13 protein-coding genes and 1 pseudogene are annotated in these 12,859 nt (G+C 55.4%); 3 read left to right on the top strand and 11 right to left on the bottom strand.

Features of this window, described 5'->3' with window-relative positions:
- Window positions 1–209, top strand: a 209-nt coding sequence (locus HKD40_RS17730; RefSeq protein WP_210257146.1) for a hypothetical protein, incomplete at its 5' end; no start/stop codon positions are given.
- Between the two features lie 592 nt (window positions 210–801).
- Here the strand turns inward: HKD40_RS17730 and HKD40_RS16695 are convergent.
- Window positions 802–1,293 (bottom strand): ferritin-like domain-containing protein, encoded by a 492-nt coding sequence (locus tag HKD40_RS16695; protein ID WP_169196913.1) that lies wholly within the window; start codon window positions 1,291–1,293, stop codon window positions 802–804.
- Window positions 1,294–2,198: 905 nt separating this feature from the next.
- Between HKD40_RS16695 and HKD40_RS17725 the strand changes: the two genes are divergently transcribed.
- Both HKD40_RS17725 and HKD40_RS17720 read left to right on the top strand, forming a co-directional pair.
- Window positions 2,199–2,834 (top strand): hypothetical protein, encoded by a 636-nt coding sequence (locus HKD40_RS17725; RefSeq protein WP_210257145.1) that lies wholly within the window; start codon window positions 2,199–2,201, stop codon window positions 2,832–2,834.
- 122 nt (window positions 2,835–2,956) lie between these two features.
- The gene (locus HKD40_RS17720) at window positions 2,957–3,373 is read left to right on the top strand and encodes a DUF3459 domain-containing protein (RefSeq protein ID WP_182394490.1); all 417 of its coding nucleotides are present in this window, start codon (window positions 2,957–2,959) and stop codon (window positions 3,371–3,373) included.
- Window positions 3,374–3,403: 30 nt separating this feature from the next.
- On the opposite strand, the gene HKD40_RS16685 is transcribed toward HKD40_RS17720, so the two are convergent.
- From HKD40_RS16685 to HKD40_RS16635, 10 genes and pseudogenes are all read right to left on the bottom strand, one after another.
- The gene (locus HKD40_RS16685) at window positions 3,404–4,099 is read right to left on the bottom strand and encodes a YetF domain-containing protein (protein ID WP_169196912.1); all 696 of its coding nucleotides are present in this window, start codon (window positions 4,097–4,099) and stop codon (window positions 3,404–3,406) included.
- 10 nt (window positions 4,100–4,109) lie between these two features.
- A pseudogene (locus HKD40_RS16680) lies at window positions 4,110–4,792 on the bottom strand (LLM class flavin-dependent oxidoreductase).
- Between the two features lie 269 nt (window positions 4,793–5,061).
- On the bottom strand, window positions 5,062–5,655 hold the full coding sequence (locus HKD40_RS16675; protein WP_169196911.1) for a cysteine hydrolase: 594 nt from the start codon (window positions 5,653–5,655) through the stop codon (window positions 5,062–5,064).
- Between the two features lie 1,583 nt (window positions 5,656–7,238).
- Window positions 7,239–7,838, bottom strand: a complete 600-nt coding sequence (locus tag HKD40_RS16665) for a hypothetical protein (RefSeq protein WP_169196910.1) — start codon at window positions 7,836–7,838, stop codon at window positions 7,239–7,241.
- The gene (locus HKD40_RS16660; protein WP_169196909.1) at window positions 7,835–8,413 is read right to left on the bottom strand and encodes a hypothetical protein; all 579 of its coding nucleotides are present in this window, start codon (window positions 8,411–8,413) and stop codon (window positions 7,835–7,837) included. The genes HKD40_RS16665 and HKD40_RS16660 overlap by 4 nt, the downstream gene beginning before the upstream one ends.
- A 446-nt stretch (window positions 8,414–8,859) precedes the next feature.
- Window positions 8,860–10,035 (bottom strand): zinc-dependent alcohol dehydrogenase, encoded by a 1,176-nt coding sequence (locus HKD40_RS16655; RefSeq protein WP_169196908.1) that lies wholly within the window; start codon window positions 10,033–10,035, stop codon window positions 8,860–8,862.
- On the bottom strand, window positions 10,035–10,577 hold the full coding sequence (locus tag HKD40_RS16650; RefSeq protein WP_210257144.1) for an SRPBCC family protein: 543 nt from the start codon (window positions 10,575–10,577) through the stop codon (window positions 10,035–10,037). Before HKD40_RS16650 ends, HKD40_RS16655 begins: the two co-directional genes overlap by 1 nt.
- Window positions 10,574–11,608 (bottom strand): DUF3618 domain-containing protein, encoded by a 1,035-nt coding sequence (locus HKD40_RS16645; protein WP_169196907.1) that lies wholly within the window; start codon window positions 11,606–11,608, stop codon window positions 10,574–10,576. Before HKD40_RS16645 ends, HKD40_RS16650 begins: the two co-directional genes overlap by 4 nt.
- Entirely contained in the window at window positions 11,608–12,018 is a 411-nt protein-coding gene (locus tag HKD40_RS16640; protein WP_169196906.1) for a phage holin family protein, read from the bottom strand. The genes HKD40_RS16645 and HKD40_RS16640 overlap by 1 nt, the downstream gene beginning before the upstream one ends.
- Window positions 12,018–12,608 (bottom strand): nutrient deprivation-induced protein, encoded by a 591-nt coding sequence (locus HKD40_RS16635; RefSeq protein ID WP_169196905.1) that lies wholly within the window; start codon window positions 12,606–12,608, stop codon window positions 12,018–12,020. The genes HKD40_RS16640 and HKD40_RS16635 overlap by 1 nt, the downstream gene beginning before the upstream one ends.
- Window positions 12,609–12,859: the final 251 nt, after the last annotated feature.

Raw genomic sequence — 12,859 nt, 5'->3', positions numbered from 1 at the left:
CCCTCGTTGTCGAGAACCAGTCGCACGGCGCGTTCGCGGACCTCAGGGGAAAACTTGTTCGTCGTCTTGCTCATGATGCTCCATCCTACTCAAGAGTCGGAGCCTCCGGCAAACCCGGCGCGGTTCAGCCTTCGCCATTCCACCTATCGAATGAAAACACGAAACTGCTGACGCTGCCAACAATGTCTAGGCTGTCGCTATTACTTTGACACGCCGTAGAGCCATCACGCACTAAAACGAGTGCTTACGTATGGTTTGTGCCAAAAGCTAGATGCCGGCTACTCAGCCCCATAGAGACGTTGTCATCGATCGAAATCCATGTCTGCTTTTGGGAGATCGGAATAGGTCTTCTGAAAGGCCACAATGAGGGCGGAAGCGGTTCTGCAGCATATCTGTCACGAGCAGTCATCAGCCAGCGTCAGTAAGTGATTGGTTTGGCGGTCATGCGCAAACGGGTTAAGCACCGTTTCGTCTGAACGTGCCAGTGGGGTATGGCGCGTCCGGCTCGCGGCATTGGTTCTAACTCATCATCAAATATCAGGCAGTACCTGATCGGTTGCTACGCATCTTGCATTAACTGCTTACGATCCCATCGCTTCTCCTACATATCATTGTTCAAACGATAGGCATTCAAACTCAGTGACAATGTTATCACATGTCGCTTGGTAACGTTGTCATTTGGAGGTTGTAGCGGCCATGCTGCGTGGTTCGACCATTTTAAGTGTGCGGAGGTCGAGAATGAGCAAGCAACTGCCTCGTGAATTCGGGACTGACATCGCCAGTCCCGATCATTGCTGATGATTAGGCGGCTTTCACGTTGGCCTGCGCTTCGCCGAGTTCGGTGAGCTTCTTATCAGTCGCGAGTTCCTCGATCAGAGTGGCATCAAAGAGTTTGACAGCTTCAATGTAGCCCAACTGCTTCGCCCAGCTCTTCAAGGTCCCGTAACGCGCGATTTCATAGTGCTCGACGGCCTGTGCAGCGGCGACCAGACCAGCGTCCAAGGCCATTGTGCCTTTAAACTCATCCATGATCGATTTACCTTCCTCGAGGATGCCAAGGATAGCGTCGCAAGTCTTGCCACGAGCCGGTTTTCCGATGAGCTCAAATACCTGCTCTAGACGGTCGATATGGCCTTCGCTTTCTTCCTGATGCTGTAGGAAGCCTGCGGCCAACTCCTGAGACTCCGCTGCTTTCGCCATCTTTGGCAACGCTTTGACGATCTGCTTTTCGGCATAGTAGATGTCCTTGAGCGTATCAAGGAACAAGTCGTCTAAGGTCTTTTCACTCGCCATTGTGCTCTCCATTACAAGGGGAGATGCCCAACGGGGACGCACCCGCTGGGTTCCATACAAGGATCAACACAACACGGTTTTTTGGAGACTGAACGCACTTGTCGGCAGCGAAGACTGCTGCTCACTCGCCTGTTAGCATTATTCGGGCATCGAGAGTATTGCGCTGTCGCCAAAGCACGGCGGACGCATTCAGCTGACTTTGCATTCTGGTTCAAATTCTACTAGAAATCAGAAACAGTCGGTATTTTTTGACTATGGCGTTGGAAGTCCTTTGGATCTTGCTTCGTATTCGCTGGACGCTAAGGTCGAAGTTCGTCAAGGCACCATTCCAAGATCGGCTACCAGTTGAGTTCGTCCATGCACGGCCTAGCCCAGATAGTGTTCGTCGTAGCCACAAGATGCGCTTTAGTGCCGAAGTCAGAGGCGGCAGCACCCGCTTCAAGATTTGGGCCCCCAAATGCAAGACTATGAAGCTCAAGCTAAAGGGTCAGTGGGCTTTGATCGAGCTTGATGCCATAGGAGAAGGTTGGCACCGACTCGATGTGGAAGGCGTAGGAGCAGAAACCCTATACAAGTACGTCCTCCCCGATGGCCGGGCGATCCCCGATCCGACATCCCGGCATCAACCCCAACGTATCCACGGATATAGCGAGGTGATAGACCTCAGGCATTCAAATGGACCGACGCGGAATGGACGGGGCGACTTTGGGAATAAGCGGTCATCTACTAAACGCACGTGGGGACATTCACCGAAATGGGACATTTGCCGCCGCAGCAAGAAAGCTAGATCGCTTGGTGGCATGTGGGCGTGACTGCGGTGCAGATCATGCCGATCGCCGAGTTCTACGGCAAATTCAACTGGTGTTACGACGCTGCCGACAGCTAACTATGGGCGTCCCGAGGACTTGAAGGCATTCATCGACGAGGCGCACCGGCGTTCATCGATGGTGTTATTCGATGTCGTCTACAACCATTTCGGACCGCTCGGAAACAACCTGCCGGACATTCGACCGATCTTCACTACGAAGCACAAGAGTCCGAGGGGCGAAGAGATCAACTTCGACGGCCTGAGGTTCGACGCCGTGCACACGATCGTTGATGATACGCCCACCCACATCCTTGAATTGTTGGCGGCTCGGATCCGTGCTTCTCCACCACACAGACATACCCATCTGATCGTCGAGAATTCGGATAATCAGGAAGTTTTGCTACGACCGAATAGCAGTGCGGAGCCGGTACACTACACCGCCCAATGGAATGATGACGTTCATCATCTTCTGCATGCAGCCGCAACGGGAGAGAACACGCGCTACTATGCTGACTTCGATGACTTTGAAGGGCGTTCGAGCATGCTCGGTCGCGCCTTGGCAGAGGAGTTTGCTTACCAAGGAGAGATGAAACCGCATGCGGGCATGAAGCGAGACGAGCCGAGCGGAGGCCTGCCGGCGACATCTTTTGTTGTTTACATGCAGGATCACGACCAGGTCGGCAATCGGGTAAAAGGTGACGGATTACCAAACTGGCGACCAGCGATGCGGTAAAGGCGCTGACCGCGATATACCTACTGTCGCCGCAGATCCCGATGCTCTTTCACGGGGAGGAATGGGCTAGTGCCCACCCATACCCAATCTGTTCCGATGTGCCGACCGAACTTCGGAAGACAGTGCGCAAGGGCCGTGAGGAAGAACTAAAGAACAGCCCAGAGCATGCAGATCCCATTAAACCGAGTGTTAAAGAAGCTGCACATCCCTCCAGCGCCAAGACTTTGGAGTCCGCCAAACTCGACTGGTCCAACCTGAACAAGCGTCCCCATCAGCGGTGGTTCACGCATTATCAGCCGCTGATTGATCTTCGAAAAGCTGAAATAGTGCCTCGTCTTTTTGAACAGAGTGGCTTTGCTGGACAATATGAATTGCTCGGCGTCAAATCTGTGCTCGTGACATGGAAAACGGGCGACGGATCAAGCTTGCGGCTGTACGCCAACTTGGCCGACGAGACGCAGGAAGGCGTCCCGCCGTTGAAAGGGCGACAGATTCTTCTTCAAAGATATGCCGACGAGGGCCGGCGATGTGGACGATAGAAGTGTGACCTTCCGCGAATGGCCAAGCAGTCAATCGCCGTGTTCGCCACCCGTAGCAATCGCATTCGTCCATCGATCGTTGTCGCAATGAGCACAGATTGGTGCGCACCGGTCCGTCGAGGTATGACCACACTGCATGCAGCTGAGTAAGGCATCGACGGACCTCCGGTCGACTTCTTGGGGCCGCTCTATTTCCCACGGCGGTAGGATCGGCAGTCCAGGTCGAGCCCTTGCGCTCTTGAACACGGTCAAAACGCCATTCGCTTCGACAATGGCGTGCTCCACCTCTCCCAACTGCCTTATGCCCTTCTCGCGAAGCTGCTGCAAAAGCTCACTCGTACCAAGGCTGCTGCTATTAAGGAAAGAGCTACAGATGACGCCGTCGCGAACGGCCTGCTCGGGCTTTCCGTCGATCAAGTGTTCAATGACTTTGCTTCGCGTGATTCCGAGGTCGATGAATTTGTTCGCTAGGACCACTGCGGTGACGACCAGCAGGCAGTGGAGTAAGGGAACGTCGGGGTAGAACATCGCATCGCCAACGGCCGATCCAAGCGCGATAACCAATAGGAATTCCACGGTCGAGAGCTGACCAATGGCCCTGCTGCCAAGCCAGCGCAGCAAGATTAGCGTATAAGCGTAGATGATCGCCGTTCGGATGATGATTTCCAAAAAGAAGAATGGGGGCTCGTTACCGATGAACATGCGTTGCCAGTCAAAACCTGCCATGCTCGGCATCCTATGCTGTTGTTACGAGATGCTTAGCCGCCATGTTAATAAAGGCCCGCTGATTCCGTCCGACGCAATGAAGATGAATAGCTGCCGGCTTCAGCTCCGCCATAGCCTCTATATGGGCGCGATGCTTGCCGACATCTGATGATATTGCGATGCATTTCCGGAGATGATCGAGAGTCATCGTTCTCGCAACAGCGTCGAAATCCTGGGGCTGGCGCAGATCCCAAGCCGCATCGCCACCAACAGAGGGAGCCCGCCATTGATCGAGAGCTTCTCTGATCGCAATCTCTTCATCCTCGGCCCACGACAACGCATGCTGAATGTCGACAGGCTTGTCCTCGCCGCCGTTATCCCGAAATGCGCCGACGACCTGCCGCAAATCATCGATGTTGCAGCCAGTCGTGAGCAAGCCATCCGCCCACCGTCCGCAGAAAGCTGCCGTCGCTGGCGTGACCGCGCCCCCGAACAGGGGGATGGGGCGCTGGGGCCGGGTAGAGAGCTTGGCTTCAACCACCGTCACCCGCCCCGATGCGTCACGGTCTCGCCATCCAATAAAGCACGGAAAGTCTCGACACACTCTCGTAGCCGCGCATTGCGCTCGGATTTTTCGGGCCAATACTCCTCGACAATCGCTTCGTTGATCGCTTCTCCCGTGCCTACCGACAGCCAAAGCCGGTCGGGAAACATTTCTCCGATCGTGGCCGCTGTCTGCGCCAGTATTGCGGGATGATAGCGGTATCCGGGCGCTGATATCATCCCTTATCCAAACTCCGTCGCTTGCATGGCTGCGCCAAGCCAAGACCAAGCGAAACCTGATTGCCCTTGGCGATCGCTCCACGGATGAAAATGGTCTGAAGACTTCGCGCATGCGAACCCAGCTTGCTCGGCCTCGCGAACCAAGCCCAGTAATTCGCTTGGAGAGAACTGCTCGTGAGACGCATGGTAGCCTATCAAGGTCATGTGATGTCTTTCCAGTTGTCGAGTAGTTCTTGTGTGGTGCACGCCGACAGTTGCTGTCCGAAGCGGCTTTGAAGCACCGTTAGCGCTGCGTCATGAGTTTGATTGGCAGAGCCGAACACCGCATCTGTTACCAGGATTGTGCGGTATCCGAGGTCAACTGCGCCAAGCGTCGTTGCCATGACACAGACGTCGGTCTCACCGCCGGATATGATGAGGGTGTCTATGCCATCGGCCCTAAGGGCCCGGTCTAGGCCGCCAAATAACCAGGGGGAATATCTGTTCTTGTCGAAGTGACGGGCTGGCGGCATGTGACGGGCGAGTGTGGGAACCACCTGTAACAAGTAGGGCGATAGGCGTGACCTGACCATTGCGGGCCAACGCAGATAGTAGTTATGCCAAGTGCCAATCTCCTCCTCCGGGCGCGACGGCGGGATAAATCGGGTGAAGACCGTTTTGGCAGGAGCACGTTCGACGATCGCTTCGATACAAGGCAAGACCCGGTTAAGCCATGGGGTCTGCCAATCGGTATCGACCGCGAACATGTTTTGAACGTCGACGCAAAGGTGGGCTAACCGAGCATGCTCCGCCATTTTAAAAGATGGTCCTTGGAACAGAACGCAGCTTCATGTGACAACTTGCCTGACAGATTCGAAGAAACGACCTGCCATCTAACGGCCATATGTTAGGGTAGTTGCTTTTTCTGCTACTAAGTGGATGGAAAAAACAGTTGGACGTTACCATCTGTCAACGGTTCCTGATTTCGATGACCAAATATTCCCAAAGGCTTTTTTAGGATTCCATGGCAACAGCAAGCGGTCATCGTGGTGTTGTCGGTTACACCGGCAGCTTTCAGAGATGGCGGTGCTGAAAGCAGCCATCCGGCATGGTGCAGCTGCCGCGGTAGTTTGGGCCCGAAGACCAAGTGACGGCGCATTCGCTCCTCAATCGGTCCGGATCAAAGCTTTTGATGTCGCACGGTCGAAGCAGCGAGCTGGCCCCTCCGCGAGCAGGCATGTTTTGCTTGGAGAGCAGTTCGCCACACTTTGCAGAGGCATCTAGTGGAAACAGCATTTGCAGTGCCAAAAATTCGCCTTCCCAATGCAGGACCCGAACCTATTGTCCGATGAGATGCACCCGTGGGTAGCTCTCAATTCCGAGACCCGCGCCTAACCAGCGTGGGTTTTCGTGTATCTGGAGCAGGGTTTCTGTGACTCACATCGCCTATCTCGATGAATTTGGCCATATTGGCCCATATGTCTCCCGCAAAGACCGAAAATACAACGATAGCCCTGTTTTTGGCCTCGCGGGCTAGATCCTTCCCATCGAGGAAGTGCGTGGCTTTGGCACTTGGTTCTATCAGGGCAGGTCTAAACTACGCAGGGGCTGCCGGGGCAGCAGCTCGACCGAGGTAACATCTGTAGTTTAGATGTAGTCGATGCTTCGCGTTGAGCCAAACCTTAAAGGTGCCGCGAAGGTTTTCCGGTATCGCAGGGTAAAGCTGGCTGACCCTTTGATGTGGGTTTCGTAAGAAATGGTATTGGCCCAAGCGATGCAAGGCTTGTCGTCGTTGCTTCAGTCGTAGGCGACGGGATCAACGACGCGAACTTTTTGCGGTGACCAAAGTGCTGTCTTCGTGGTTGAAGGAAAGGTCCTTGTCCCCGGCGTCCGAACGTTAGCCCAAATAGGCGGAAGGACTACTGGATGTCGCCCAACAGCGCGCATAAGGATCGATCAGCAGCTTGTTGGGGGCGCTCGCCTGTGCATCAATCGCTGTGATCAGCAAGATGAAGAAATTCAGGAACCGCAAGGCTCCCCAGCCATTAACAACCCTGAGACCGGTGCGCGTCAACCGGACACGGCGGCATAGGGAACGAGGATGGTTTTTCCGGTTTCCCGCCTCGGCCAACGAATTGGCAGCCGAGCCCTTATCCCGCCCGCTCCGGTTTCGTCACCTTCTTGGCAGAAATCAACTCCTGCGCAGCACGGATCTGTCATCGGCATTCGACGATTTGCCTATCCACGTGCCCGCAGTCGCCTATCACTTGGAGGTTGGATTGGGCGCAAATTTTCTTCGACGATCAGGCTGTCGGGCATCTGAAAGACTGCCTCATGCATGCAGAGTCCTCGGAGTTGACCACCAGTGCGCTCTACCGGTTGTCTCAGCCGCCGGTAGTTAAAGAGCGTCCAGCTCGGCATCGGCCTTTCTGTCCGTAAAGGACGACTTCCCCTCAATGTGAGAGTATACTAACCGCCAATAGGTGTCCTCGTGGTTCGCGCCGATAGAAAGTTCAATCTCTGCTGAAGGCGAACCATATAAACTGTAGCAGTAGGCCTCGTTCTTGCTCAAAGCGTAGGCAAAATTGTCGGCCTTTCCGTAAAAGTTATCCGACGAAGGTCGATGACTCCTACTCGTCAAAGCGTAGCTTTTTGCCAGAGATGCGGCCAACTGGTCATAGCGTGATTTGGCCTGGGAGCCGTACTTGTCGTTGTCAAACTCATTGCCTATCGCAGCCACCCTCCACAAACGATCATCATAGCCGAAGGACAGCACCACCGCTTCTAAGTCCGTTAGCGCCTTGGGTAAATTTGTAGCCGCAAACGACTTCCCGAACGTCGCAATATCCATTGGTGTTAGCGCTACTCCGAGTGCCTCAATTTCCACGCTGCTAGCCATCCAACTCAAACCGAATGGGGCCGCATCCTCTTGAGCATTCGCATTTGAGGAGAGAGCCAAAAAAATGAGAATGGTCACTGTGTAAAGTCGGGCGATCATAGGGCGTCTCCATCATTGTCGACTATGCTTTGACCAATAGGCTGCAGGGGCTCGGCAGGCTCTACTGAAAAGCGGAAGTAAAATCCATATTGCTCAGCCAACTTGGCCTGATTGAGTTGAGCTATCGATACCTCGGTCGTGGCTGCGTTCAACAAAGCCATAGTCTGGATCAAGCCACCCGAATATCTTGCTGCTTCAGCCTGCATCCGATCTCGCTCCGCACTGGCCACCTTGATCTCGCGCTCGATACTTGCAACAGCCTCTGAGTTCGGTGCTGCTCTTTCACCGTCTACCGTGTAGGCAAGATCAATTCTGCGCAGCATGCTCGACCGCTTCTGCTCCAGCATCGCGGCCGTAGTCCGAAGAATTTCAATTCTTGCCGTGAAGAGGTTCTCGATTGCGCCACCTGAAACTGCGGTGCGATCAGCTTCGGCTCGCGCTATCTCGGAATGTACTGCGGCGAGATCAGCATTGAGTTGCTCTGTAGATGGATCTGCGCTTAGGCGATCCAGTCCCACAAATAGTGTTATCAGAACGATTGCGCATGCAATCGCTACGGATATGACGAACTTCAATTGATTTCCCCAAGCAGTAGACTGGATTTGACCATCGCATCAGGCAATTACAGTGTCCAGTCTCAACAACAATCTGGCATGCAACGCGGACGAAACTGAGGAAACTATCTACCCACCCTATGGCCGCGGACGACCCTGTTGCGGACGTTAGTTTGTTGCAGGGCTTCTATGGTCGCCAAGCGGTCTCGCCTGAACCTGGTTTCTCCCGTTCCGTTGCCAGAAAACAGGTCTCCGAGCCCGCCAGGATTTCGGAGGCGGCGTCTAAGGTCTATGTGGCGGTTTTGGCATTATGCTGGCGATAGTGATAATCGTGAGCGCGGCCGGGCCATATCGAAGTTCAATTGCTCCACTCGCTAAACCGCCTGCCATAGTAACCCCCATTTGCGGGGTGGGGTTGTAGAGCAAAGGGCTATCTGCGAGGAGTAGCCCTTTGAGAAGGGTAAGCTCTAGGCACCAGGTTTGAGAATGACCTTGGTCCACTCGTTCTGCTTGTCGTGGAAGTTTTTGTAGCCCTTGGGGGCTTCTTCGAGCGACAGCCGGTGGCTGATGAGGAAGGTGGTGTCGATCTCGCCTTCCTGAATGCGGCGCAGGAGATCGTGGGTGTATTTCTGCGTGTGGGTCTGCCCACCACGGATTTGAAGGCCCTTTTCCATCATCGCGCCGAGCGGCCATTTATCGAGCATACCACCATAGACTCCGGGGACGGAAACGCGACCGCCCTTGCGGCAAGCGAGAATGGCTTGGCGCAGGGTGTGGCCGCGGTCGACACCGGGAGAGATCTTCTGCTTGATGACGTCGATGACGTTATCGGGGGCAAAGCCATGTGCTTCCATGCCGACGGCGTCGATAACTGCGTCAGGGCCTATGCCACCGGTCATTTCCATCAACGCTTCGCGGACGTGGGTTTCCTCGAAATTGATGATTTTAGCGCCGAATTTCTGGGCCAGTTCTAAGCGGCGAGGGAAGTGGTCGATGACAATGACCTGCGCCGCGCCCATGAGCACGGCGCTTTGGACAGCAAAAAGCCCAACAGGGCCAGCGCCCCATACAGCAACAGTATCGCCGGGCTTAATTTGAGCATTCTCTGCGGCCATCCAGCCTGTGGGGAGAATGTCCGAGAGAAAGAGCACTTCGTCGTCTTCCATGCCGTCTGGAATGACGATGGGGCCAACGTCGGAGAACGGGACGCGGACGTAATCGGCCTGACCGCCAGCATAGCCGCCGGTGAGATGCGAGTAGCCGAAGGCTGCGCCCATGGCGTGGCCATAGAGCATTTCCGAAGCGTCCTGGTTGGCGACGGGATTGCCATTGTCGCAAGCTGAAAACTGCTGCTGCTGGCAGAAGAAGCACTGGCCGCAGGAAATGGTGAAGGGAACGACAACACGCTGACCCTTTTTGAGTGTGCTACTCGGGCCGATGTCGACCACCTCGCCCATGAACTCATGGCCCAAGATATCGCCAGATTTCATGCCTGGAATGACGCCATCATAGAGGTGAAGGTCTGAACCGCAGATGGCTGTGGAAGTCACTTTGAGAATGACATCCCGAGGGTTGATAATCTCCGGATCTGGATGGGTATCAACGCGAACGTCGTTATTGCCGTGCCATGTCAGTGCGCGCATTAACTTTCTCCATTCTCGGATTTGCGGAAGGCGCCAGTGGCAATCTCACCTGTTTCCATGAGCATTTTGAAACGCTTAAGTTCGTGTCGCGCTTGGATGTTGGGCTCGGTCTGAAACAATTTGGCGAATAGGCGCCCGATGTCGCCGCCGGGTGGCTTGTAAGCAATGTCGGCTGTAACGACGGTTCCGCGCCCAGCGGGAGCATCAGCAAAGCTAACATTGCCGGTGGTGTCGATCTGCGAATTCTCTGTCGAGCGCCACCCGATGGACTGGTTTTGGACGACATCGACGGTCTCGATTTCGAGCGTAACCTCTTGGCCAATCGGGGCTTTCACGATCCAGCGGTAGCGGCTGGCATCAATGATTTCCACCCGTTCGATTGCGTTCATGAAACGGGGTAGGTTAGCAAAGTCGCGCCAGAACGCGAAAAGCTCCTGGCGCGGTTTGTTGATTACGATGCTGCGGCCGACAATGGCGAGATTGCCGTTCTTGTCGTCCCGTTGGGCGCGTTTGGGGGCGTCGTCCAGTTGCTCGCTGCTCACGAAGTACCTCCTGATCGATCAGGTCCGCTCGCGGAGGAAGGCGTGTCGTGCTGGGTGGCGCCTTCGCGAGCCTGCTCATACACCTGCCCGACCTTTTCAGTGGCGGTGGCATAGAACTCAGTCGCCTTTTCCTTGCTCTGCTCGTAAAAATCCGCAGCGGCGTGGCCGACGTTGCTCTTTAAAGATTCCGAAGCCTCGCCCATGAGCGCATCTTCCTGCGGCGTATGGGGCAGGGTGCTGCCCAAGGCCGCGCCGAGTGCGAATGCCAGCGCGCCACCGACGAGAGGTTGGTCGCGGAATTGGTTTATGATGGTGTGATTGAGATTTTCCATCTGCCCGAGCATGGCGTCGCTCGCATTGGCAACCTTGGCCTTGCCCATGCTGGCCTGAGTACCCATTGTGTCGCGCGCATCGTGCATTCGCTCGCGCGCCATCTGCCAAGTGTGTGAGGCCCAATCACTGGCTTCCTCGATGAGGTTTCCTGCTTCGTCGCGGAAATGCTCAATACGTTCGCCCGCAGCATTGGTGAAGCCTTTGAAGCGATTGCCCGCCTCATCGCTGAAGTGACCGGCACGTTTGCCCGACCCGTCAGATTTGGCGCGGAAGGTTTTGCCAGCATCATCGGTAAACTCTGCGTAGTGCTCCCCCTCAGGGTCTGAAGGCTTGCGGAGGCTGCGGCGGAGACTGGTGCCACTGATGACAGCGACGGGATAGTTTTGCTCGTCGGTATCGCTATATGCGTCGCCGCGGTTGGAAGAAGTGTTTTCACCCGCCGAGGCTGGCTTCGCCATGAGCCAAGCAAGGCTGACGCCGAGCAGGGCGACCGGCACGGGATTAGCCGTGACATTGCGTTGAAGACTAGAGACAAACTCTCCGCCACCACCCTTGGTGTAAGCCAAAAGCTCATCGACCATCTGACCGGGCGACAGGCGCTCCTGAATTTGGTCAATCGTGTCTTCGACGCGATTACGTTGCATGTCGATTTCGCGTTGCAGCTCGGCTGCTGTTTTTCTGTCGTTAGCTTGGGTCATCACAACCGCTCCTTGACGATGTCTGCATCTCGGCTGAGTGACGCAGCCGTACGGTTCATGCTCAGATTGCTCGCTTTGAGCGCGTGAAGGCCCTTGGCGATGAAGTTCCAAGCCAACATGCCGACCACCAAGGTGACGACACCTGCGGCGATGGAATTAGCAAAGATTGGATCGAAGCCCAATGAGATGAGGACCGCGGTCAAGAGCGTAACAACTGCGGCGAGGAAAACACCCAGCGCGCCGAGGGCCAGCACACTGCCGATGACAATGGCGCCGGCGGCGGACATGGTTTCGGAGACTTTTTCACTGGCCTCGAGTTTTGCGAGCTGCACTTCTTTTCGAAAAAGGGTTGAGACATCGCTCACGAGGCCGCCGAGGAGATCGGCGATTGGCCTATTTTCTGCCGACATTATTGGCCTCCCATGGGCTGGGTGGTGCCCGGCGCAGATGCGTTCGAGGCGGTAGCTTCCTCACTCTCGGCGCTGGACTTGGTCGTCCGGCGAAGGTTTGAGGCGAGGGCAAAACGGCTGGCGACGAAACCAGCGAGCACCGCTGCACCTAGAAAAGCAACTGGTTGCTTTCTGCCGAAGTCCTGAGCGAGACCCATAAGATCATCGACATCGCGTTCTTCGATGGTGCGGCCAACAGTGGAGAGGCCAGAGGCAATATCGCGGGCATAGCGAGCGACGACGCGCTGGTCGTTACCTGTAAGCTCATTGGCGACTTTGCTTATGGCAACGGCAATGCCATTGATTTGTCCGGCAGCAAGATCTTTTTGATCTCCAGCGAACGATCGGACTTGATCAGTCGCCTCTGTTAACTTTTCTCCAACGTCATTTCCGAGCTTGCGAACATCTTCTTTGGCGCGCTGGCCGATGGAGTCGAGGTCATGTTTCGCCTGATTGGCGAGCGCCGCGGCATCTGTTTTGACCTGATCTTGTAACTGAGAGGTGGGAGCGATTTGCTGCCCGTTTGATCCGTTGAGATCATGTGTGCTCATGGAAAGGGCTCCTTGCTGCGGCCGTGGTTTGACGGCCGTCACCTCAATGGAGCGGTCAGTCAGCAGTTCCGAATCTTGATGGAGCACAAGGATTTGATTTTTCGAAGCGAGCAGGAATGGCGCCCGACGCATGCGGTCGCTGCACTGCGGCTTTGCGGCCGTAACGGGTGGCTAACTATCCCGTTCCTTCATTGGCATATTTAGCAAAGACGACCGCTTGCAGAGCGCCTAAGATCTCGACCCTCTTGGAG

It is taken from the genome of Devosia sp. MC1541, assembly GCF_012847305.1.
Classification (GTDB): Bacteria; Pseudomonadota; Alphaproteobacteria; order Rhizobiales; family Devosiaceae; genus Devosia.
The sequence above is the reverse complement of the archived record's forward strand: the minus strand, read 5'-3'. Positions and strand labels throughout refer to the sequence as shown.

Bases quoted from the DNA above. Each gene is read 5' to 3' on its own strand.
- HKD40_RS16645 (WP_169196907.1), bottom strand. From the start codon at position 11,608: ATGACCCAAGCTAACGACAGAAAAACAGCAGCCGAGCTGCAACGCGAA.
- HKD40_RS16665 (WP_169196910.1), bottom strand. From the start codon at position 7,838: ATGATCGCCCGACTTTACACAGTGACCATTCTCATTTTTTTGGCTCTC.
- HKD40_RS16685 (WP_169196912.1), bottom strand. From the start codon at position 4,099: ATGGCAGGTTTTGACTGGCAACGCATGTTCATCGGTAACGAGCCCCCA.
- HKD40_RS16675 (WP_169196911.1), bottom strand. From the start codon at position 5,655: ATGGCGGAGCATGCTCGGTTAGCCCACCTTTGCGTCGACGTTCAAAAC.
- HKD40_RS16635 (WP_169196905.1), bottom strand. From the start codon at position 12,608: ATGAGCACACATGATCTCAACGGATCAAACGGGCAGCAAATCGCTCCC.
- HKD40_RS16640 (WP_169196906.1), bottom strand. From the start codon at position 12,018: ATGTCGGCAGAAAATAGGCCAATCGCCGATCTCCTCGGCGGCCTCGTG.
- HKD40_RS16695 (WP_169196913.1), bottom strand. From the start codon at position 1,293: ATGGCGAGTGAAAAGACCTTAGACGACTTGTTCCTTGATACGCTCAAG.
- HKD40_RS16655 (WP_169196908.1), bottom strand. From the start codon at position 10,035: ATGCGCGCACTGACATGGCACGGCAATAACGACGTTCGCGTTGATACC.